This window comes from Actinoplanes sp. NPDC051537 (genome assembly GCF_055586105.1).
Window position 1 is genome coordinate 536,935 of the sequence record NZ_JBVJIU010000002.1, and the last position, 20,511, is coordinate 557,445.

19 protein-coding genes are annotated in these 20,511 nt (G+C 72.4%); 10 read left to right on the forward strand and 9 right to left on the reverse strand.

Features of this window, described 5'->3' with window-relative positions; translation table 11 throughout:
- Positions 1-12: 12 nt before the first annotated feature.
- Together fabI and ACZ6TB_RS06270 are read right to left on the reverse strand one after the other, a co-directional pair.
- On the reverse strand, positions 13-780 hold the full coding sequence (gene fabI / locus ACZ6TB_RS06265; RefSeq protein WP_465551204.1) for an enoyl-ACP reductase FabI: 768 nt from the start codon (positions 778-780) through the stop codon (positions 13-15).
- A gap of 28 nt (positions 781-808) precedes the next feature.
- Positions 809-1,513, reverse strand: coding sequence for a beta-ketoacyl-ACP reductase (locus tag ACZ6TB_RS06270; RefSeq protein WP_465551206.1), 705 nt, complete (start codon positions 1,511-1,513; stop codon positions 809-811).
- A gap of 89 nt (positions 1,514-1,602) precedes the next feature.
- On the opposite strand from ACZ6TB_RS06270, the gene ACZ6TB_RS06275 reads away from it, so the two are divergent.
- The 3 genes from ACZ6TB_RS06275 to ACZ6TB_RS06285 all read left to right on the forward strand — a co-directional run bounded on the left by ACZ6TB_RS06275 (position 1,603) and on the right by ACZ6TB_RS06285 (position 4,466).
- A complete protein-coding gene (locus ACZ6TB_RS06275) occupies positions 1,603-2,808 on the forward strand; it encodes a sensor histidine kinase (RefSeq protein WP_465551208.1) in 1,206 nt (401 codons plus the stop codon).
- Positions 2,805-3,449: a response regulator gene (locus ACZ6TB_RS06280; protein WP_465551210.1), complete on the forward strand. Its 645-nt coding sequence runs from the start codon at positions 2,805-2,807 to the stop codon at positions 3,447-3,449. The genes ACZ6TB_RS06275 and ACZ6TB_RS06280 overlap by 4 nt, the downstream gene beginning before the upstream one ends.
- Before the next feature lie 63 nt (positions 3,450-3,512).
- Positions 3,513-4,466, forward strand: a complete 954-nt coding sequence (locus tag ACZ6TB_RS06285) for an alpha/beta hydrolase (RefSeq protein WP_465551212.1) — start codon at positions 3,513-3,515, stop codon at positions 4,464-4,466.
- Positions 4,467-4,948: 482 nt separating this feature from the next.
- On the opposite strand, the gene ACZ6TB_RS06290 is transcribed toward ACZ6TB_RS06285, so the two are convergent.
- The 3 genes from ACZ6TB_RS06290 to ACZ6TB_RS06300 are packed head-to-tail and all read right to left on the reverse strand — an operon-like array spanning position 4,949 to position 8,021.
- Entirely contained in the window at positions 4,949-5,899 is a 951-nt protein-coding gene (locus ACZ6TB_RS06290; RefSeq protein WP_465551214.1) for a 26S proteasome regulatory subunit RPN10, read from the reverse strand.
- Entirely contained in the window at positions 5,896-6,873 is a 978-nt protein-coding gene (locus ACZ6TB_RS06295) for a DUF58 domain-containing protein (protein ID WP_465551216.1), read from the reverse strand. The genes ACZ6TB_RS06290 and ACZ6TB_RS06295 overlap by 4 nt, the downstream gene beginning before the upstream one ends.
- Positions 6,855-8,021, reverse strand: a complete 1,167-nt coding sequence (locus ACZ6TB_RS06300) for an AAA family ATPase (protein ID WP_465551218.1) — start codon at positions 8,019-8,021, stop codon at positions 6,855-6,857. The genes ACZ6TB_RS06295 and ACZ6TB_RS06300 overlap by 19 nt, the downstream gene beginning before the upstream one ends.
- A 464-nt stretch (positions 8,022-8,485) precedes the next feature.
- Here ACZ6TB_RS06300 and ACZ6TB_RS06305 point away from each other — a divergent pair, with 464 nt between their 5' ends.
- From ACZ6TB_RS06305 to ACZ6TB_RS06320, 4 genes are read left to right on the forward strand one after another with little or no spacing between them, the layout of a single operon-like run.
- Positions 8,486-8,692, forward strand: coding sequence for a hypothetical protein (locus ACZ6TB_RS06305; protein WP_465551220.1), 207 nt, complete (start codon positions 8,486-8,488; stop codon positions 8,690-8,692).
- Positions 8,693-8,702: 10 nt separating this feature from the next.
- Positions 8,703-9,215, forward strand: a complete 513-nt coding sequence (locus ACZ6TB_RS06310; protein WP_465551222.1) for a PH domain-containing protein — start codon at positions 8,703-8,705, stop codon at positions 9,213-9,215.
- Positions 9,212-10,633 carry a PH domain-containing protein gene (locus ACZ6TB_RS06315; RefSeq protein WP_465551224.1) on the forward strand — a complete coding sequence of 474 codons (1,422 nt, stop codon included), beginning with the start codon at positions 9,212-9,214 and terminating at the stop codon, positions 10,631-10,633. The genes ACZ6TB_RS06310 and ACZ6TB_RS06315 overlap by 4 nt, the downstream gene beginning before the upstream one ends.
- Before the next feature lie 9 nt (positions 10,634-10,642).
- Positions 10,643-11,029 carry a thioesterase family protein gene (locus ACZ6TB_RS06320; RefSeq protein ID WP_465551226.1) on the forward strand — a complete coding sequence of 129 codons (387 nt, stop codon included), beginning with the start codon at positions 10,643-10,645 and terminating at the stop codon, positions 11,027-11,029.
- Here the strand turns inward: ACZ6TB_RS06320 and ACZ6TB_RS06325 are convergent.
- The gene (locus tag ACZ6TB_RS06325) at positions 11,026-11,958 is read right to left on the reverse strand and encodes a carbohydrate kinase family protein (RefSeq protein ID WP_465551438.1); all 933 of its coding nucleotides are present in this window, start codon (positions 11,956-11,958) and stop codon (positions 11,026-11,028) included. The genes ACZ6TB_RS06320 and ACZ6TB_RS06325 overlap by 4 nt on opposite strands.
- Positions 11,959-12,058: 100 nt before the next feature.
- On the opposite strand from ACZ6TB_RS06325, the gene ACZ6TB_RS06330 reads away from it, so the two are divergent.
- A complete protein-coding gene (locus ACZ6TB_RS06330) occupies positions 12,059-12,694 on the forward strand; it encodes a hypothetical protein (RefSeq protein ID WP_465551228.1) in 636 nt (211 codons plus the stop codon).
- 64 nt (positions 12,695-12,758) lie between these two features.
- A complete protein-coding gene (locus ACZ6TB_RS06335) occupies positions 12,759-14,216 on the forward strand; it encodes an aminopeptidase P family protein (protein ID WP_465551230.1) in 1,458 nt (485 codons plus the stop codon).
- Positions 14,217-14,235: 19 nt separating this feature from the next.
- On the opposite strand, the gene ACZ6TB_RS06340 is transcribed toward ACZ6TB_RS06335, so the two are convergent.
- The 3 genes from ACZ6TB_RS06340 to ACZ6TB_RS06350 form a co-directional block, all read right to left on the reverse strand.
- A complete protein-coding gene (locus ACZ6TB_RS06340) occupies positions 14,236-14,757 on the reverse strand; it encodes a hypothetical protein (RefSeq protein WP_465551232.1) in 522 nt (173 codons plus the stop codon).
- A gap of 129 nt (positions 14,758-14,886) precedes the next feature.
- Positions 14,887-18,135 carry a pullulanase-type alpha-1,6-glucosidase gene (pulA, locus tag ACZ6TB_RS06345; protein ID WP_465551234.1) on the reverse strand — a complete coding sequence of 1,083 codons (3,249 nt, stop codon included), beginning with the start codon at positions 18,133-18,135 and terminating at the stop codon, positions 14,887-14,889.
- Positions 18,136-18,166: 31 nt separating this feature from the next.
- Entirely contained in the window at positions 18,167-18,556 is a 390-nt protein-coding gene (locus tag ACZ6TB_RS06350) for a hypothetical protein (protein WP_465551236.1), read from the reverse strand.
- Between the two features lie 40 nt (positions 18,557-18,596).
- Between ACZ6TB_RS06350 and ACZ6TB_RS06355 the strand changes: the two genes are divergently transcribed.
- A complete protein-coding gene (locus ACZ6TB_RS06355; RefSeq protein WP_465551238.1) occupies positions 18,597-20,441 on the forward strand; it encodes a glycosyltransferase family 4 protein in 1,845 nt (614 codons plus the stop codon).
- The last annotated feature ends 70 nt before the right edge of the window (positions 20,442-20,511 follow it).

Sequence of the window (20,511 nt, forward strand, 5' to 3'; positions counted from 1 at the left end):
ATCCTCCCCCACTCAGGTGCCGATGGCGTGGAAGCCCCCGTCCACGTGGACCACCTCACCCGACGTGGCCGGGAACCAGTCGGAGAGCAGGGCGCAGACGGCGCGGGCGGCCGGCTCGGCGTCGTCGAGGTCCCAGCCGAGCGGGGAGCGCTCGACCCAGGCCTCCTCGAATTGCTCGAAGCCGGGGATCGACCGGGCCGCCATCGTGCGCAGCGGGCCGGCCGAGACCAGGTTGCTGCGGATGCCCTGCTTGCCCAGGTGCAGCGCGAGGTAGCGGGAGGCGGACTCGAGGCCGGCCTTGGCGACGCCCATCCAGTCGTAGACCGGCCAGGCCAGCGTCGCGTCGAAGGTCAGGCCGACGACGCTGCCGCCGCGGCCCATCAGCGGGAGGCAGGCGGAGGCCAGCGACTTGTACGAGTACGTCGAGACCTGGAGCGCCTTGGACACGTCTTCCCAGGAGGCGTTGAGGAAGTTGCCGCCGAGCACGGTCTGCGGGCCGAACGCGATCGAGTGCACCACACCGTCGAGGCCGTCGACGTGCTCGCGCACCTTGTCCGGCAGGGCGGCCAGGTGCTGCTCGTCGGTCACGTCGAGCTCGATCACCGGCGCCGGCTTGGGCAGCCGCTTGGCGATCCGCTCGACCAGGGAGAGCCGGCCGAAGCCGGTGAGCACGACATCGGCGCCGTTCTCCTGCGCCACCCGGGCCACCGAGAACGCGATCGAGGCGTCGGTGATCACCCCGGTGACGAGCAGCCGTTTGCCGTCCAGCAATCCAGACACGGGAATTCGCTCCTATGGTTTATGAAAGTCAGTGGCCCATGCCGAGGCCGCCGTCGACCGGGATCACCGCGCCGTTGATGTACGCGGCGGCGTCCGAGGCCAGGAAGGTCACCGCGGCCGCCACCTCGTCGGGGCTGGCCAGCCGGCCCGCCGGGACGGCCTTGATGATCTCCGCCTTGCGGGCGTCGGACAAGACCGCGGTCATCTCGGTCTCGATGAAACCGGGCGCCACCACGTTCGCCGTGATGTTTCGGGTGCCCAGCTCACGAGTAATGCTGCGGGCCAGGCCGACGAGACCGGCCTTGCTCGCCGCGTAGTTCACCTGTCCGGGGCCGCCGTAGAGGCCGACCACCGACGAGATGAAGATCATCCGGCCCCACTTGGCGCGCAGCATCTTCGAGCTGGCCCGCTTGGCGCAGCGGAACGCGCCCTTGAGGTTGGTGTCGACGACCCGCTCGAACTGCTCGTCGCTCATCCGCAGGAGCAGGGTGTCGTCGGTGATGCCGGCGTTGGCCACCAGCACCTCGACCGGGCCGAGCTCCTTCTCGACCTCGGCGAAGGCGGCGTCGACGGCGGCGGAGTCGGTGATGTCGCACTGCACGCCGAGCAGCCCCGCGGGCGCGCCGCTGCCGCGGTGGGTCACCGCGACCCGGTCGCCCTGCTTCGCGAACGTCTGGGCGATGGCCAGGCCGATCCCCCGGTTGCCTCCGGTCACCAACACCGTGCGAGCCACGACGATTACGCTCCTCATACCCAGGTAGGGGGTGCCGTTTGGCACCGTGGGGTCACGACGGCACGGCAATGCCGCCGTAACCTGCCCGGGTGGAGACTATCCGCCCGGCGACAAGGCGCAACGCCACGGGCCCGGTACGCCGGCTGATCTGGGGCCGGGAACTGCCGCGACCCACGCCGCGACGCCGGTTCTGGGCGTACGCGGCGCCGCTGGGCCTGCTCGGGCTGACCGGCCTGGGTTTCGCCGCCGGGGCGTACCTGCAGGACAACCGGGTCCTGCCGGAGATCGTGATCGTGATCATCGCGGCCGGCTCGGTCCTGCCGGTCGCCGTCTCGGTCCGCTGGCCCGTGCTGGCCTGGCGGATCTCGTACCCCTTCATGTTCCTCGGGGTGATCAACGCGGGGCCGAAGGAGCCCTGGCCGTGGAACACGGTGCAGATCTGCGCCTTCCTGGTCGTGCTCGGCCGGCTCGCGATCACGCAGGACTCGGCGGTCACGCTCTGGGCCACGGTGGTGAGCCTGATCCCGATCTTCCTGTTCGCGCCGAGCGGCAACGCGTGGGGCGCCGCGGTCCTGCTGGTGGCCATCGCGGCGCTCGGCGACATCGCGTTCCGCCGGCGGCGCACCCGCGAGCTGCTGGCCCGCAGCGAGGAGCTCACCGAGCAGGAACGGGCCAAACGCGCGGTGCTGGAGGAACGCGCCCGCATCGCGCGGGAGATGCACGACGTGGTGGCGCACCACATGTCGATGATCGCCGTACGGGCCGAGACCGCGCCCTATCGGGTCACCGGCCTCGGCGACGCCGCCCAGGAGGAGCTGGCCACCATCGCGACGGCGGCCCGGGCGGCGCTGACCGACATGCGCCGGCTGCTCGGGGCGCTGCGGGCCGAGGACGGCGCCGCCCCGACCGCGCCCCAGCCGGGACTGGCCGAGCTCGAGGCGCTCGTCGGCACCGCGCGGGACGCGGGCGTGGACGTCACGCTGAGCGCCGAGGGGCTGGCGCCGGTCCCCGAGACGGTGGGGCTCGCGGCGTACCGGATCGTCCAGGAAGCCCTGGCCAACGCCGCGCGGCACGCGCCCGGCGGCCCGGTGACCATCGAGGCTCGCGGTGTCTCCGACCGGCTGGAGCTCACCGTGCGCAACCGGCGCACCGGGCCTGCGGGCGACAGCGGCGGGCATGGTCTGATCGGCATGCGCGAACGGGCGGCCCTGCTCGGCGGCGAGCTGACCGCCGAGCCCGACCGGTTCGACTTCGTGGTGCACGCGACGCTGCCGTTCGAAAGGCCCGCCGAATGATCAAAATCCTCATCGCCGACGACCAGGCGATGGTCCGCGAGGGCTTCGGCGCGCTGCTCGGCGCCCAGCCCGACATGGTGGTGGTCGGCGACGCCGCGGACGGCGCCGACGCGGTGGCGAAATCCCGTGCGCTCGGCCCCGACATCGTGCTCATGGACATCCGCATGCCGGTGATGGACGGCCTCGAGGCGACGCGGCGCCTGACCGGCGGACCCCGGGTTCTGATCCTGACCACCTTCGACCTCGACGACTATGTGTACGAGGCACTGCGCGCGGGCGCCAGCGGGTTCCTGCTCAAGGACGCTCCCGCCGCCGACCTGATCAACGCGGTCCGCGTGGTGGCGGCGGGCGAGGCCCTGCTCGCGCCCTCGGTGACCCGCCGCCTGATCGCCGAGTTCGCCTCCCGCTCGCACGCCGACCGGCCGCGACCGGCCGCGCTGAACGCCCTCACCCCGCGCGAGACCGACGTGCTGCGGCTGGTCGCGCGCGGCCGCTCCAATCAGGAGATCGCCGAGGACCTGGTGGTGGCCGAGCAGACCGTGAAGAGCCACATCGGACGGATCCTGACCAAGCTCGACCTCCGCGACCGGGCGCAGGCGGTCGTCTTCGCCTACGAGACGGGCCTCGTCGTACCTGGGTAGCAGCCCCGATTGGATACCCCGGTGTGACGACCCCGGGGGTTTCGCGGCCGGACCGTGCGGCTCATGCGAATCCTGCCGAACGTCCTCGCCCTGGCCCTGCTGCTGCCGATCCCGGTCGCGCCGGCCCCCGGAGCCATGACCACGTCGACCGCCCCGAAAGGGCGCGGGTTCTCCACGCCGTCCGTAGGACCAGGCGTCGGTAGCGGCACGGCTTTCGCGGACGCCTACCGCGAGACCTCGGTGCGGATGCTCGCGACCGGTTGCCCGTACGCGACCTGGGCCGCCCAGGGCCGGCAATTCCTGTTCTTCGATCCGGCCGGCGACGGGCGCACCGCCGAGGTGTTCGGCGACCTGTCCCGCGCCTCGCGCATCGCGATCCTGGTCCCCGGCGTGGACAGCACGCTCGCCGACTTCGACCGCGGCCTCGGCGGCGTGGCCCGGCGCGCGCCCGGCGTCCAGGGCCGCACCCTCTACCAGCAGCTCAGCAAGCGCGACCGGGACGTCGCGGTGATCTCCTGGCTCGGCTACGACCCGCCCGAGGGCATCGGCCTGGCCGCCGCCACCGAGGGCCGCGCCAAGGCCGGCGCCGCGCTGCTGACCACCTTCGTCCAGGACGTGCTGCGGCAGCGTCCCGGCGCGACCGTCACGCTGATCGGCCACAGCTACGGCTCGATGGTCGTCGGCCTGGCCGCCCCGCACCTGCCGCAGGTCGCCGACCTGATCGCGCTCGGCTCCCCCGGCATGGGCGCCGCGCACGCCGCCGATCTGGGCGGGGCCCGGGTGTGGTCGGCACTCGCTCCGCAGGACTGGATCCGCCGGATCCCCCAGGTACGTATGCTCGGATTGGGCCTCGGAAAGCGGCCCTCGTCGGCCGGATTCGGCGCCACCGCGCTGCCCACCGACGGCGTTGCCGGGCACGACTACTACCTCGCCGAGGGCAGCGCCACCCTCCGCGCGGTCAGCGACATCGTCCTCTCGGGTGGTCCTCGCCACGAGGGGGCCTCCCGCGTTTATTAAGTTGGCCTTAAGGGGTACAGTTCCCGACGGCCCGAAAGCTTGTGTTGCAACCGTTTCGGGTCCGAGGAGCTACCGGCCGCCGACGTGATGTCGGCTCTGACTCTCGGAGGTGATCGCTGTGCGAGATAGCGATCCTCCTAGTCGTGGCCGGGCCCGCCGTCAGCGTGTCTGACCGCTGACGACATTCCCGCCCCGCATCCCCCGGTTTCGCCGCTTCGCGCGACGAGCCCGGCCCCCCAGTCGTGCGCGCCGCGACGCCGGGATGCGAAGGCGCCGGCCGCGACGTGACCTGCGCGCGATCCCAAAATCGCCGTTTCACCGAGCGGAGTCTGCCGTGAAGAACTTCGTCGCGCCTCTGAGCTTCACCCTGGCCACGGCCTGGGTGGTCATCCTGTTCGTGCTCGTCCACAGCAATTCGTGAGCGGCCATCTCGCTGGTGCGCACCTTTCGTAGCGCAGCGCACCAGCCTTCCGCCTGCCCTCCTACGGCAGGCGGGACGTCCAGATCAGACTGAACACGGCGGCCGTCAAGCCGAACAGCAGCGCCGCGCCCGCGTACCACTGGGTCACCTCGCGCGGCTCCACGCGATGGCCGATCGAGCTACCCATGTCTTCGTAGACCTTCTTCAGCTCGCCCACCGACGCGGCCTCGTAGAAGTAGCCCTTGGTCTGCTCGGCCAGCTGCTGCAGCGACAGCCGGTCGACCGGCACCCGCTGGAGATTTCCCCGGATGTCGACCACGCCGGTGTCGGTGCCGAACGCGATCGTCGAGACCGGGACGTTCGCCGCCGCCGCCGCCGTCGCCGCGTCCTCGATCGAGCGACCCGATGTCCGATATCCGTCGGAGAGCAGCACGATCCGGGCCGGTGGGGCGCCGTCCGCGCCGTCGGCCGGCACCGTGCGGATCGCGTCCAGCGACGTGAAGACGGCCTCGCCCGTCGCCGTCGCCTCGGCCAGCGTCAGCCCGTCGATGCCCGAGATCACCGCCGAGCGGTCCTTGGTCGGCGACACCAGCACGTTCGCCGACTTCGCGAACGACACCAGGCCCAGGTTGTAGGTCGGCGGCAGCTCGTTCACGAACGCCTTGGCCGCCTCCTGAGCGGCCTCGATGCGGTTCGGCGCCACGTCGTCGGCCTCCATCGAGAGCGACACGTCGATCGCCAGCATCACCGTGGCCCGCTCGAGCGGCTCCTGCTTGTCGACCGACGGCCGGGCCATCGCCGCGCCCAGCACGAACAGGCTCAGCAGGAACGCGGCCGCCGACACGTGCCGGCGCCAGCCCAGGCCCTTCGGCGCGAGCGTGCGCAGCAGGTCGACGTTCGTGAAGCGCATCGCGTACGTCCGGCGGCGGAACTGCCGCCACACGTAGACGCCGGCCATCGCCAGAACGGGGAGCAGCGCGAGCAGCCACCACGGCTGCAGGAAGCGAATCATCGGGTGGTCCCCCGGGTGCGTGCGTGTCGCTGGGCGGCCACGAATCGGACCATGTCCAGCAGCCAGTCGGTATCGGTGCGCAGGCGCAGGTGGGCGGCCCCGGCGGTGCGCAGGGCCCGGGCGATCGCGCCGCGCTGCTCGGCCGCCGCCTCGGCGTAGCGGGCGCGCAGCTTCGGGTCGGCCGTCTGCACCTCGTGCAGCGAGCCGGTCTCGGGGTCGGCGAGCGTCAGGACGCCGACGTCGGGCAGCTCGAGCTCACGCGGGTCGACGACCTCGATGGCGAGCACGTCGTGCCGCACGCCGAGCTTGCGGATCGGGCGAGCCCAGGCGTCGACCGGCGCGAGGAAGTCGGAGATCACGACGGCCACCCCGCGGCGGCGCGGCGGCCGGTTGAGCCCCTCGATCAGCTCGCCGAGGTCGGCGCGGCCGGAGCGGATCTCGGTGCGGGCGATGGCGCGCAACAGACCCTGCGCCTCCTTGCGGCCCGGGCGGGCCGGGAGGCGGACCACCGGCGGGGCGGTGGGCGCGGCGTTCTTGCGCTTCTTGGCCGGTACGCCCGGGCCCGTGCCGACCACGGCCCCGATCCGGTTGCCGCCCCGCACGGTCAGGTGCGCCATCGCGGTGGCGGCGGCGATCACCAGGTCGCGCTTGAGCCAGCGCGCGGTGCCGAAGTCGAGGCTGGCTGACAGGTCGACGGCGAGCCAGGTCTCGAGCTCGCGGTCGGCGACCGTCTGCCGGACGTGCGGCTGTGTCGTACGCGCCGTGACCGGCCAGTCCATCCGGCGCACGTCGTCGCCGGGGCGGTACTCCCGCGACTCGCCGGCCTCGGTGCCCGGGCCCGGCAGCAGGCCCACGTAGTCGCCCTGGAGCAGCCCGTCGAGCTTGCGGGTGACCAGTAGCTGGAGCCGGCCGAGCACGGCCTCGGCGCGGGCCGCGCCTTCCACGGCGGGCGGCTCTAGTGCTGCGCCGGCCATCCCGCACCTGCCTGGGGAGCCGCGCCCGCGTTGACCGCGCTGCCACCGGCGCCTGGTCCTCCGGACGGCGCGGAGAACCCGGGCATGTGGGAGACCGGCTGGTTGCCGTTGGGCGAGGTGCCCTGCCGCGAGGAGACCGACGGCATCGGGACGCTCTGCATGATGCGGGCCACGATGTGGTCGGCCGGGATGTCGTCGGCCAGCGCGTCGTAGGACAGCACCAGGCGGTGCCGCAAAATGTCGGGGGCGATGTCGGTGAGGTCTTGCGGGAGCGCGTAGTCGCGGCCGCGCAGCAGCGCGAGGGCCCGGGTCGCGCGGACGATGCCGAGCGAGGCGCGCGGGCTCGCGCCGTACTGGATGAGCTGGGCGACGTCGGGCATGCCGTGCTGGGCCGGGGCGCGGGTCGCCAGCACCAGCCGGACAGTGTAATCGACCAGCGCGTTGTGCACGAAGACCTGGTCGGCGCGGCGCTGGAGGCCGAGCAGATCCTCCGGCGTGAAGACCGGCTTGGGCTCCGGCGGGCTCACCCCCATCCGATAGACGATCTCGCGCTCCTCGGCGTCGGTCGGATAGCCGACCAGGATCTTCATGAGGAAGCGGTCGCGCTGGGCCTCGGGCAGCGGGTAGACGCCCTCCTGCTCGATCGGGTTCTGCGTGGCCATGACCAGGAACGGGCTGGGCACCTCGTGGGTCTGCCCGCCGATCGACACCTGGTGCTCGGCCATGACCTCGAGCAGCGCCGACTGCACCTTGGCCGGGGCGCGGTTGATCTCGTCGGCGAGCAGGAAGTTGACGAAGACCGGGCCGAGCTCGACGTCGAACTTCTCCGAGGTCTGCCGGTAGATGCGGGTGCCGACGATGTCGGCCGGGACCAGGTCGGGCGTGAACTGGACGCGGGAGAACGTGCCCCCCACGACCTTGGCCAGCGTCTCGACCGCCAGCGTCTTGGCGACGCCGGGGACGCCCTCGAGCAGGCAGTGGCCGCGGGCGAGCAGCGCCACGAACATGCGCTCGACCATCCTGTCCTGGCCGACGATCACCCGCTTGACCTCGAACATCGCACGCTCGAGCTGCGACGCGTCCTGGGCGGGTGGCACGGGGGCGCTCCCGTTGCTCGGTTCGTTCTCGGGCGTGAGCGGCTGTGCCACCGGTCCTCCACAGCGGTCGGCTGAAAGCAGCTTTGACGAACAAGACTTACACGACCTACCTGAAAGTGCGCTCAGTGTCCCCGCATTACGCGCTGAGCGCGTTGGACGCCATGGTCCAGTCGTGTCGATCTTTCTGCGCTATGCGCGCGATCGGACGCCGAACACGGGAGGATGCGCTCCCAGCGAATCCGTGTAACATCTCAACCGTCGCCGGGCGACTTCCCCCGTGGTCGCCCGGCGCTCAATCCTCCAGCCCCCTGCCCGCGAAGAGCGCGGGCTCAGGGGGCTTTCGCATGTCTGCTCCGGGGGCCGAGCCCCCGGAAACCCCACGGGGCGGTGGGCGCGCGGGCGGGACTGCCTCGGCGGGCGCGCGGGCGGGACTGCCTCGGCGGGCGCGCGGGCGGGACTGCCTCGGCGGGCGCGCGTGCGGGACTGCCTCGGCCGGCGGCCTATCGTTGGCGGTGATGGTCGACGAATTGAAGCCCCGATGCTCCGCCAAAGGGTGCCGCGCGGGCGCGGTGTGGGCGCTGCGGTGGAACAACCCCAAGCTGCACACCGCCGAATATCGGAAGACGTGGCTGGCCTGTGACGAGCACCGGGAGTCGCTCGGGGGCTTTCTGGAGCTTCGCGGTTTCCTGCGCGAAGTGACGCCCTTCGGTGCGATCTCCTAGGCTGCACGGTGTGACCACGCCGTCCCCGCACGCCGCCGACGCGCTCGAGCCGTGGCCCGACACGGTCGCCTGGCGGTCCGTGTCGCCGAAGCTGATCACAGTGGAGCTGATCGCCCGCGCCATCTTCGTGCTGGTGCTGCTGGCCGGGCTCGGCGTCGGGCAGGCCCTCGCGCCGTACTGGATGTGGCTCGCCGGCATGGTTCTCGTGGTGGTCTACGCGATCTGGCGCTCGTTCGTCACGGTCCGCGCCGTGCGGGCCTGGGGCTATGCCGAGCGCGACCAGGACCTGCTGGTGCGCCACGGCCTGCTGATCCGGCGGCTCTCCATCGTCCCGTACGCGCGGATGCAGTTCGTCGATGTGACGGCGGGCCCGCTCGAACGGGCGTTCGGCCTGGCCACGGTCCAGCTGCACACCGCCGCGGCGGCCAGCGACGCCAAGGTGCCCGGCCTGCCGCCCGAGGAGGCCTCCCGGCTGCGCGACCGGCTCACCGCCCTCGGCGAGGACCGGGCCGAGGGACTGTGACCACCACACCGCCCACGTCGCCGGCGGTCCAGGCCGAGCCCCGCCGCCGGCTGCACCCGCTGAGCCCGGTGCTGCACGGCGCCAAGAGCATCGCCGTGGTCGTGGCCGCCCTCTCCTGGCAGACCCTGCGCCAGGTCGGACTCGAGCGCTTCGCGCTGGTCGTGGCCGTGCTGGCGCTCGGTGTGGTGGTCTTCTCCGTGATCAACTGGCTGACCACCGGCTACCACGTGATCGGCCGTGAGCTGCGCATCTCCGACGGCCTGCTCTGGCGCCGCAACCGGGCCATCCCGCTCGAGCGGCTCCAGGCGGTGGAGCTGCGGCGGCCGCTGCTCGCCCAGCTCACCGGCCTCGCCGAGCTGCGCCTCGAGGTCGTCGGCGGCAGCAAGACCGAGGCGCCACTGGCGTATCTGACGGTCCGCGACGCCGCCGCCCTGCGGGAACGGCTTCTGGCGCTGGCCGGGCGTACGGACGCCTCGGTTGCCGAACCGGACGCCGGACCGCGGGTCGCCGCACCCAGCCTGGAGCAGCCCCTGCTCCGCGTGGAGAACCGCAACCTGGTGATCAGCCAGCTGCTCACCCCGCAGGCGTTCCTGCTGCCGGTGGGCGTGGCGTTCGTGGTCATGCAGTTCGTGCTCGACGCCGAGTGGGGCTTCTACGCGATCGCCAGCACCGTGACCGCCATGTTCGGCGTGCTGCTCCAGCCCGCTCGCCGGGTGCTGCAGGACTGGGACTTCCGGCTCGCGCGCGACCCGGGCGGACGGCTCGTGGTGCGGTTCGGGCTGCTCGAGACGCGCAGCCAGATCGTGCCGCTGCATCGCGTGCAGTCGGTCGGCGCGACCTGGCCGCTGCTCTGGCGCGGGCAGAAATGGCTGCACCTGCGGCTGGACATCGCGGGCTACGCGGGCGAGCAGGGCTCGGACAGCAAACGGTCGGACCGGCTGCTGCCGGTGGGCGACTTCGCGACCGCGCGGGCGCTGGTCTGGGACGTGCTGCCCGGGGTCGACCTGGCCACGCTGGCCACCTCGCCACCGCCGGCCCGGGCTCGCTGGCTGCACCCGCTCGAGCTGCGCTACATGGGCGTGGGCCTGACGCCGGACGTGTTCGTGTCCCGGTGGGGGCTGCTCACCCGGGAGATGGTGATCGTGCCCTACGCGCGGCTGCAGAGCGTGCGGGTGATCCAGGGACCGCTGCAGCGGAAGCTGGGGCTGGCCACGGTGTACGCGGACACCGCCGGCGGCCGGTCGGGGCAGGCGCGCGACCGGGACCTCGCCGAGGCGTGGGCGCTCGCCGAGCAGCTGGCCACCCGCGCCCGGGACGCCCGGCGGCCCGCGCCCCTGGTCACCGATCGGCTGGCGCCCACGGCGGTGCCGACCCCGTCCGTCGATGAGTCTTTCTGGCAACGGCCCGCCCCGTCCTAAGCTCATGGCATGGAGCTTCCGGAGTTCGCGCCCGGTCTCACCGCCCGGGTGGAGTTGACCGTCACCGACGCCGACACGGCCCAGGCCCTCGGCTCGGGCGACGTGCCGGTGCTGGGCACGCCGCGGGTCCTCGCGCTCGCCGAGGCCGCCACCGTCGCCTGCACCGCCCGGCAGATGCCGGGCGGCATCACCACCGTCGGCACCCGGGCCGAGGTCGAGCACAAGGCCCCGACGCCGGTCGGGCGCCGGGTGACCGCGCAGGCCACGCTCGCCAAAGTGGACGGGCGCACGCTCTTCTTCGACGTGAGCGTGCAGGAGGGTGACCGCGTGGTGGCCGAGGTACGGGTCGAGCGCGTGCTCCTCGACCGGCAGCGCTTCATCGAGAAGGCCCTCTAGATCAGGGCGCCCCAGCGCTCGACCAGCTCCTCGTTGGTGGGCATCGCGGTCGCGCCGCCCCGGCGCTCGCAGACCAGGCCGGCCACGGCCAGCGCGAACCGGGCGTTGCGCCGCCAGCCGTCGACGCCGGCCGGGAAGCCGTCGGCGAGCAGGCGGCGGATCAGGGCGCCCATCACCGAGTCGCCGGCGCCGGTCGCGTCGATCGCGGCCACACTCGGGGCCGGCAGCATGTCGGCGCCGTCGGCCGCCGCCACGTACGCACCCTTGGCCCCGCAGGTCACCACCACGGCCTTGGCGCCCAGGCCCCGGATGCGCTCGGCGGCGGGCCCCGGTTCGGCGCCGTCGTAGAGGACCGCCGCGTCGGCCGAACTGAGCTTGACCAGGTCGGCGGTGGCGAAGAACTCCTCGACGAGCCTCTTCAGGTCATCGACCGCTGCTTGGTCGGGCAGGAGCGTCGGCCGGACATTGGGGTCGAACACCTTCAACGGCCCGCTTGTCGCCCAGGCCCGCCGGGCGGCGCTCACGAACGGCTCGCGCAGCAGGGCGATCGAACCGGCGTAGAGGACCCCGGCGTTTGCCGTGACCGCGGCGTCGACGTCGTCCAGCAGCGAGTACGAGGGCGGCTCGCCGTAGAACGTGAACGTCGGCTCGGCGCCGACGAAGGTGGTCACGGCCAGCGTCGTCGGCACCGGCACGCGCCGCACCGAGCCGAGATCGACCCCCGCCGTACGCAGGAAGGCCGCCAGCCGGTCGCCCAGGATGTCGTTGCTCAGGGAGCCGGCGTAGCGCACGTCCCCGCCGAGCCGGGCGACGCCCACCGCCACGTTGAGCGGCCCGCCGCCGATCGCCTGCCGGTAGATCAGCTCGCCGTCGAGGTCGGCCTCGAGCAGATCGACCAGCGCCTCCCCCAGCACCACCGCGTAGCCCATGCCGCCCCTCTCGTAGATCTCCCAGCCTTCCGCGCGTGCGCGCCGCACGCAATGGCCGCCTTCTCCTGCCCGATAAATCCGTTTTTGCGATGATTCAACCATGAGAAGCCTCGCGCTGGCCCTGCCCCTGACCTTGCTCGCCGCCTGCACGAACTCGATCGACGTCACCGCGTCCGCGCCGGTCAGCACCGCCGTGTCGGCCTGGACGATCTACAGCTCGGCGAGCCCGTCGCCGGCCGTCGCCACCTCGCTCGCGCCGTCGACATCCGCCTCCGGCACGTTCCTCCCCTGGCGCCCCGGTTCGGCGGCGATCACCTACGACCCCGCGGTGGTCCCGCCGGGCGCGACCGCCACGCTCACGATCACCAAGATGGGGTACGGGACGGAAGTGCGCCTGGTCACGACCGGTCTCATCCCGAACCGGGCGTACGGCGCCCACCTCCATGTCGATCCGTGCACCGCCGTGCCCGAGGAGGCCGGTCCGCACTACCAGAACCACCACGACCCCGCCACGCCGTCCACGAACCCGGTCTATGCCAACCCTCGGAACGAAGTCTGGCTCGACTTCACCGCGAACACCGGCGGCGCCGGGGACGCGGCGGCCGTCCACGGCTGGGACTTCAGCCCCACCGCCCCGCCGCGCTCGCTGGTGCTGCACGCCGAGCACACGCACACCGCGCCGGGCGAGGCCGGTAAGGCCGGTGACCGGGTGGCGTGCCTGACGCTCCCGGCCTGATGCGGTCTGCATTTCCCGAACGCGGGACGGTAACGTCGTGGGGAAGCTACGAGCGGAGGCGCACATGACCGAGCAGAAGCCGGCCAAGACGGAGTCGCACGACCCTGACTTTCCCGAGGCGTTTCTGCAGTTCATGCGCTCCGGCTGGCGGGAGGACCCGCTCGAGGTCGCGGCCGTGCCCGAGGCGCCCAACTACGAGAAGCGGCGTGCGCAGCTGTCCGAGGCGTTCCCCGGCGAGACGCTGATCATCCCGAGCGGCAACGAGAAGGTGCGGGCCAACGACACCGACTACCCGTTCCGCCCGGGCAGCGACTTCTTCTACCTGACCGGCGACAAGGACCCCGACAGCGTGCTGGTCCTGCGCCCGACCGGCTCGGGGCACGACGCGATCCTGTTCACCCGCCAGCGGAACTCGAAGGAGACCGACGCGTTCTTCCGCAGCCGCAACGGCGAGCTGTGGATCGGGCGCACGCACACGCTGGACGAGAAGTCGGCCGAGCTCGGCGTGCAGGCGGCGCCGCTCGGCGCGCTCGGCCCGGTTCTGGCCGGCTCGGCGCCGGGGCGCACCCGGGTGCTGCGCGGGTTCGACGCGCAGGTCGACCGGGCCGTGCTTCAGTACGAGCCCGACCGGGAGAAGCCGCGCGACCGGGAGCTGGCCTGGGTCCTCTCCGAGCTGAAGCTGGTCAAGGACGAGTGGGAGATCGCGCAGCTCCAGGCCGCGATCGACGCGACGGTCCGCGGCTTCGAGGACGTCGCCCGCGTCCTGCCCGCCGACCGCGGCGTCAAGGAGCGGCTGCTCGAGGGCGTGTTCGGGCTGCGGGCCCGGCACGACGGCAACGACGTCGGCTACGGCTCGATCGTGGGCGCGGGCGCGCACGCGACGATCCTGCACTGGGTGCGCAACACGGGCGTGACGAAGCCGGGCGAGCTGCTGCTGATGGACATGGGCGTCGAGGGCGACAACCTCTACACCGCCGACGTGACCCGCACGGTTCCGGTGAGCGGCGCCTTCACCCCACTGCAGAAGCAGGTGTACGACATCGTGTACGCCTCGCAGCAGGCCGGCATGGACGCGATCCGGCCCGGCGTGCAGTTCCGCGACGTGCACAAGACCTGCATGCGGGTGCTGGCCGAGGGTCTGCACGACCTCGACCTGCTGCCGGTGAGCGTCGACGAGGCGATGGACGAGAAGAGCACCGTCTACCGCCGCTGGACGCTGCACGGCTTCGGCCACATGCTCGGCATCGACGTGCACGACTGCTCGAACGCCCGCAACGACAACTACCGCGACGGCACGCTGGCCGAGGGCTACGTGTTGACCGTCGAGCCCGGCCTGTACTTCCAGCCCGAGGACGACCTGGTCCCCGCCGAGCTGCAGGGCGTCGGCGTCCGCATCGAGGACGACGTCCTGGTCACCGCCGACGGCTGCCGCAACCTCTCGGCCGGCCTGCCGCGCACGTCGGCGGACGTCGAGGCCTGGCTCGCGTCCCAGCGCGAGGCCGGCCCGCGCCTGCCCGGCTGAGCTTCGTCGTCGTGGCCGGCTACGGCTGGTAGTCGGCCACGGTGAAGCATTCGGCGCCGCTCGGGCCCTCGTCCGAGACGTTGATGACCACCTTGAGCGGGTGGCCGTCCTTGGCGTCGAAGGTCGTGGTCACCTCGCCACCGTCGTCGGCCGCGGTCTGCGCCATGTCGCGCAGCTCACCGAGCGTCGGCACCTCGATCTCCTCGCCGTCCTGCCCGGTGATCGGCCCGAGGTCGACGTCGGCGCTGGCCTCGGCCGACGAGGGCTGCTGCGAGGCCCCGATCCGCTCCGACTTGCTCACGGCCCCCGCCTGCACGGTGACCTTGTACCGCCCGAGCGGCGAGCTGTCGTCACAACCCCGGACCAGGGTGTACGTATACGACGCCGGCTCGGTGAACGGCGGCGCGGACGATCCCGACGCCGCCACGGCCGGTGCCGCCGAGGCAGACGAGCCGTTCCAGGTCGGGCTCGCGGATTTCGACGTGCATCCGCCGGCCACCGCCACCAGGGCGATCCCACCCACGACCAGACCGAGCCGCACCTGTTGCCTCCACCGCGCCGAGAACGCGAGGAAGTTTCCGCGCGCGGCCGCAATGTAGCGCAGCCCCGCACGGCGCCCGGCTCAGAGGTCGGCTCAGAGGTCGGCTCAGAGGTCGGCTCAGAGGTCGGCTCAGAGGTCGGCCACGAACACCGCCACCGACCGCGCCGGGACCGTCAGCATGCCGGCCGCCGCCGTCGCCGTCCGGAGCAGCGGGTCGGCCGACGCGATCAGGTCGGGGTGGGGGTGCAGGGCGAAACCGGCCAGGTCGGGCACGTGCTGCGTGGTCTCGTCCTCGGTGGCGTTGAAGACGGCCACGACGCGGCGCCAGCGGGGGTCGAGGCCCGTTCCGTCCAGCGACATCACGATCACGCCGGGGGTCTCGGCCGGGCCGCCCAGAGGGAAGGACAACCGCCGCTGGACCTCCTCGGCCGTGGACAGGCCGAAGACCGGTGACGACCGCCGCACGCGCAGCAGCTCGCGGTAGCGCTCGGCGGCCATCGCGATCAGCTCGGGCGGCGGGACCAGCGCGGGGTCGGCCAGCAGCGGGCGGGCCGCCTCCCACTGGTCCTCGTTGTCGCGAGCCGGCGGCAGGCCCAGGCCGAAACCGTTGCCCTGCCGCGGGTCCCAGCGGATCTGGTTGAACCAGTCGCCCGAGTTGAACGAGTTGCGGTCGAGCGATTTCGACCGCAGCCGCTCGCTGCCGAGCGCGACGAACCCCACGCCCTGCCCGAGCACGACCAGCGACAGCGCCAGGATCTGCATGCGGGCCCGGTCGACCGGCGCGAGGTCGCGCGGCAGCTTGAACGCGAGCGCGTCGTAGAGGATCTCGTTGTCGTGGGCGTCGACGTAGTTGACCGTCTCGGCCGGCGAGAGCGCATAGCCCGACGGCGACCCGTTGTAGTCGATCTGCGCCCCGCTCTGCTCGGCCCCGGTGTGCGTGACGAAGCGATACGTCGACAGGCCCCCGGACAGCCCGACCTTGATCCGGTCGTGCAGGTAGAGCGGCATCCGCGACCCGAGCCCGGTCGCGAACCCCTGGATCGTCGGGTCGCCGGACGACCCTCCGCCGCGGACCGCGTCGCGCAGCCGGTCGTTGAACGTGCCGATGCCGGTGCCCGCCATGTTCACCTGGGTGGCCTGGGCGAAGCGGGCGTCGTACGCGACCTCGCCGAAGTTCCACCCCTCGCCGTACAGATAGATGTCGCGCCCGCCGGGCAGGTGGTCGAGCGCGATGCGCACCTCGAGGATGTTGGCCCGCGGGTGGTGGCCCATGAGATCGAAGCGGAATCCGTCGATCTTGTACTCGCGGGCCCAGGTGACGATCGAGTCGATCACTAGGCGGCCCATCATCATGTGCTCGGTGGCCGTGTTGGGGCAGCAGGTCGACTCGGCGGTCATGCCGTCGGCGAGCAGCCGGTGGTAGTAGCCGGGGACGAGCCGGTCGAGGACCGCGAACCGGTGCAGCCCGTCCTCCATGGCGTGGTTGTAGACCACGTCCATGACGACGCGCAGGCCGGCGTCGTTGAGCGCGGCCACCATCGAGCGGAACTCGAGGACGCGGGACGCGCCGGACGGGTCGACCGCGAAGCTGCCCTCGGGGGCCGTGTAGTGCCACGGGTCGTACCCCCAGTTGAAGCCGTCCTGGTCGGCGACCGCCATGACCGCGTCCTGCTGCTTCTCCGAATCGGGCGGGAACGACGACAGGTCGCACGCGGGCAGCGCCTGGTCGGCGCGGCGGTCGGGCACGCTGGCGAAGTCGAACGCGGGCAGCAGGTGCAGGTGGGTGAGGCCGGCGTCGGCCAGCGACCGCAGATGGCGCATGCCGGCCGCCTCGGGCCGGGTGAAGGCCGCGTACGTCCCCCGCTCGGCCGCCGGCAGCGAGCCGTCGAAGATCGAGAACTCGCGGATCGACACCTCGGCGATCTGCATCCGGGCCGGGGCGACCGCGGGCGGCTTGGCCAGCGTGTCCCACCCGGGCGGGGCGAGCGCCGGGTCGGCCAGGTCGACCAGCAGGCTGTGCGTGGAGTCGGCGGCGAGGGCCAGCGAGTACGGATCGGTCACGCTGGTGGTGACGATGCGCTGGGCGGCCGGGTGCCAGACCTCGACCCGGTAGCGGTAGTAGCGGCCCAGCCACTTGCGCTTGCCGGCGATCGTCCAGACGCCGGTCACCGAGTCGCGGTCCATCGGCAGCACCTTGGGCTCGTCGCCCGGCGTGCGGAAGAGCTCGAGCTCGACCGTGCGCGCGGTCGGGGCCCAGACCGACAACTGCGGCCGGTCGTCGGTCATCACCAGGCCCAGCTCGGCGTCGGCCGCGTCGGCGTAGAGGTCGTCGAGCACGCCCGGCAGCTGCACCCCGGTCACGGCCGTGACCCGGCCGTCGGCGTCGCGCCCGGCCACCAGCACCTGGCCGCGCAGCAGGTAGCCGAGGGCGGTGTCGCCCAGCTCGCGCACCGAGAACGCCCGGTAGGCCCGCAGGTGCGGGAAGCGCCGGCTCTGCGCCTGGAACAGGCCGCCCGGCCGGGCCGTGAGCGGCAGCGTGGTGAACTCGCCGGTGATCTCGTCGCCCGCCCGGCGGGCCGCCCCGCCGGCGGACGCGACCAGCGTGAACGAGGCCGCGCGGTCGGTGAACCACTCGGGCAGGGCGATCGTGGTGCGGTCGAGGAAGACGGCCAGCGAGCGGGCCGGGTCGAGCTCGGGGCCGAGCGTGCCGACGTCGGGCCGGACCGGCTCGACGGTGCCGGCCAGCACCCACAGCTCGCGGGCCACGGTGAGGTCGAGCCGCTGGTCGTCGGGCAGGTCTTTGATCTCGCCGCGGTGCAGCACGTAGCGCAGGCCGGCCGCGTCGTCGCGGACCGGCACTTGGAAGATCGCCCCGAACGCGTCGTAGCCGGTGGGAAAGATCGGCCGGTCCCAGGCCGGCTTCTTGGGCGTGCCCTCCCAGGCGTGCATGCCCCAGCCCGCGTAGTCGCCGCCCGGGCGGCGATAGTGGATCACCACGACGCCGGGCTCGGCGTCCGCGAGAAGGGGCGGCGACGTGTAGATCTCGGGGTCGCCCGGGCGCAGCCAGATCTCGGCGGCCGCGGCCGGGTCGACGTGCCGGTCAAGATCGACGTCCTTCTCGCCGGCGTGGTCGACCAGGAGGAAACCGACATCTCGCGCTTCCGGCGCCAAACGCACCCAGGCAAATCGCCCGTACGCGTCTTCGCCGGTAAAAGCCGCGCCGCCCGGGTAGCCGTGCTCCTGCCCGGGCGCGAGATCGCCCCAGGCGTGCAGCCACCAGGGCGCGTAGTCGCCGTCGGGACGGGTGTAATGCACGACGAGCCACTGCGGTCGGCTGCGAGAGGTCGGCGGCGCGGGAGCAAGCTCGATCGTGGTCACCGGATCATCCTTGCACCGGCCTACGACAGTTTCAGTGCGTCGCGACGACCGTGGTGATCCGCGGGCCGCTCGAGTCCGTACGGAGGAGATAGCGGTAGGAATCGCCGGTGAGCGCGCCGCCGTGGCAGTCCAGGTACTCCCAGCGGACCGCCACCATGACCAGCGCGCCGGACAGCTGCTGCACGTCGAGCAGCTCGGCGTGGGCGGCGACGATCTGCTGCTCCCGATAGGCGGGGGCGGCGCCGAGGAAGGAGAGCGCGACCGCCGCCGGGGAGCTGAAGGTGAAGCTGTAGGAATCGGCGACGACCATGCCGGGAAGCGCGTAACATCCGGCAACTGCCGCGACATCGCCCGACGTGAGCGCGGCGCCGTAGCGATCGAAGAAGTCAGTTAGGTGGGTGAGGTCGGTTGGGGCCTGCACGAGCGTCGATGTGCCCGGTCGCGGAAACGGGTAAACACCGGTGAAGGTGCTCTTCCTGATCAACGATGCCTTTGGCATCGGCGGGACGATCAAGACGACGTTCAATCTGGGTGCGGCACTCGCGGCTCGGGGGCACGAGATCGAGGTCCTGAGCACCGTACGCCGCCGCGATGTGCCGAAGTTGCCGGCGGACCCGGCCATCCGGCTCATGTCGCTGGCCGAGGGGCGGCCGGATCACCCCGATCACGCCGCCGGGGCGAGGGGCCGGGGCGAGCCGCCGAAGGTCTACCCGGCCGCGGACTTCCGGGCCGCCGACTACGACCGGTACATCGAGCGCCGCTACCGGGAGTACCTGCGTGCCACCGACGCCGAGGTGGTGATCGCGACCCGGCCGGGCCTCATCGCGTACCTGGCCACCTTCGGTCCCCGGCATCTCATCAAGATCGGGCAGGAGCATCTGGTACGGGGTCAGCACCGCAAAGCCGTCCGGGAGGCGCTCCCCCGGCACGTCCGCAAGCTCGACGCGTTCGTGACGGTGTCCCAGCGCGACGCCGACGACTACCGCGACCACCTGAGCCTGCGCCGGACCCGGCTGCGGTTCATCCCGAACGGCATCCCCGCGCCCGGTGTGCCGCCGTCGCACGGGCACGCCAAGCTCGTCGTCGCCGCCGGGCGCCTGATCCGGAGCAAGCGCTACGACGTGCTGATCCGGGCGTTCGCCAAGGTCGCGGCCGAGCGGCCGGACTGGCAGCTGCGCATCTACGGCGACGGCAAGGAGGCGCCGGCGCTGCGGGAGCTGGTCCTCGAGCTGGGGCTGCACAACCACGTACGGCTGATGGGTCAGCTCGCGCCGATCGAGCCGGAGTGGGCCAAGGGATCGATCGCCGCGGTGGCCTCCGACAAGGAGCCGTTCGGGATGACGCTGGTCGAGGCCATGCGCTGCGGGGTCCCGGTGGTCAGCACCGACGCGCCGCACGGCCCCGGCGAGATCCTGCGGCACGGCGAGGACGGCCTGCTCACGCCCGTCGGCGACGCGGACGCGATGGGCGACGCCCTGCTCCGTCTGATCAACGACGACGACCTCCGGCGGCGGATGGCCGGCGCCGCCCTGCGCAACGCGGCCCGGTACGACCCGTCCCTGGTCGCGGCGCAATACGAAGAGCTCTTCACCGAGATCGCGGGCCGGAAGAGGCGGCTTCCGCGTCTTCCCCGGCCGCGACGCGAGCCGGCGGCCGTCCTCGGGCCGGTCACCGCGGTCACCGACCCGACGCTGGATTGGGACGGCATCTCCGCCCTGCCCGATGAGTTCGCGTTGTTTCCGGACAAGTCTGGCCAGGCGGAAGTCGCGACCGGCGGCGGGATCAGGGCCGGCGTCGCGCAGGTGCGGGCGAAGGACGGGACGCCGGCGCAGGCCGGCCTGCGCGACACCCGCGCCCTGCTGGACGGGCCGCTCGGGCCGCGCATCCAGCTGCCGTTCCGCTGCCCGGAGGGCACTCTCAAGGTCCGCGTCTGGGATCAGCCGGTGTACGCCGAGGTCGGCGACGTCCACGCCGACGCGGAGGGCATCCACGTCACCGGCCGTATTCACGGCGCGTCCTTCCATCACCCTCTGCTCGAGGCCCGGAACGGCGAAGCGGCCCATCCCCTGCCGGTGACCACGGACGGTCTCGCCTTCCGGGCCACCGTCCGCGACCTGCCGCCCGGCACCTGGTCGCTCCGGCTCCGCCACGCCGCCGGGGCCGAGCCCGTGGTCCTGGGCCGGTTCCGGGACGACATCGTCGACAAGCGGACGGCCTTCGTGCTGCCGCCGGCCGTCGTGGGCGGGGTGACACTGCGCCCGTCGTACACGGAGAGCAACGAGTTCAGCATCCGCGTGACAACCTGACCCCGCCTTGCGCCGTCTTACAAGACGGACGTACGGTTTACGGGAAACGTGAACCCAGAGTTAGGTTTGC

Excerpts from the sequence above, each read along its gene's own strand:
- ACZ6TB_RS06280 (WP_465551210.1), top strand. The coding sequence starts at position 2,805 with ATGATCAAAATCCTCATCGCCGACGACCAGGCGATGGTCCGCGAGGGC.
- ACZ6TB_RS06285 (WP_465551212.1), top strand. The coding sequence starts at position 3,513 with ATGCGAATCCTGCCGAACGTCCTCGCCCTGGCCCTGCTGCTGCCGATC.
- ACZ6TB_RS06290 (WP_465551214.1), bottom strand. The coding sequence starts at position 5,899 with ATGATTCGCTTCCTGCAGCCGTGGTGGCTGCTCGCGCTGCTCCCCGTT.
- ACZ6TB_RS06295 (WP_465551216.1), bottom strand. The coding sequence starts at position 6,873 with ATGGCCGGCGCAGCACTAGAGCCGCCCGCCGTGGAAGGCGCGGCCCGC.
- ACZ6TB_RS06305 (WP_465551220.1), top strand. The coding sequence starts at position 8,486 with ATGGTCGACGAATTGAAGCCCCGATGCTCCGCCAAAGGGTGCCGCGCG.
- ACZ6TB_RS06320 (WP_465551226.1), top strand. The coding sequence starts at position 10,643 with ATGGAGCTTCCGGAGTTCGCGCCCGGTCTCACCGCCCGGGTGGAGTTG.
- ACZ6TB_RS06325 (WP_465551438.1), bottom strand. The coding sequence starts at position 11,958 with ATGGGCTACGCGGTGGTGCTGGGGGAGGCGCTGGTCGATCTGCTCGAG.
- ACZ6TB_RS06330 (WP_465551228.1), top strand. The coding sequence starts at position 12,059 with ATGAGAAGCCTCGCGCTGGCCCTGCCCCTGACCTTGCTCGCCGCCTGC.
- ACZ6TB_RS06335 (WP_465551230.1), top strand. The coding sequence starts at position 12,759 with ATGACCGAGCAGAAGCCGGCCAAGACGGAGTCGCACGACCCTGACTTT.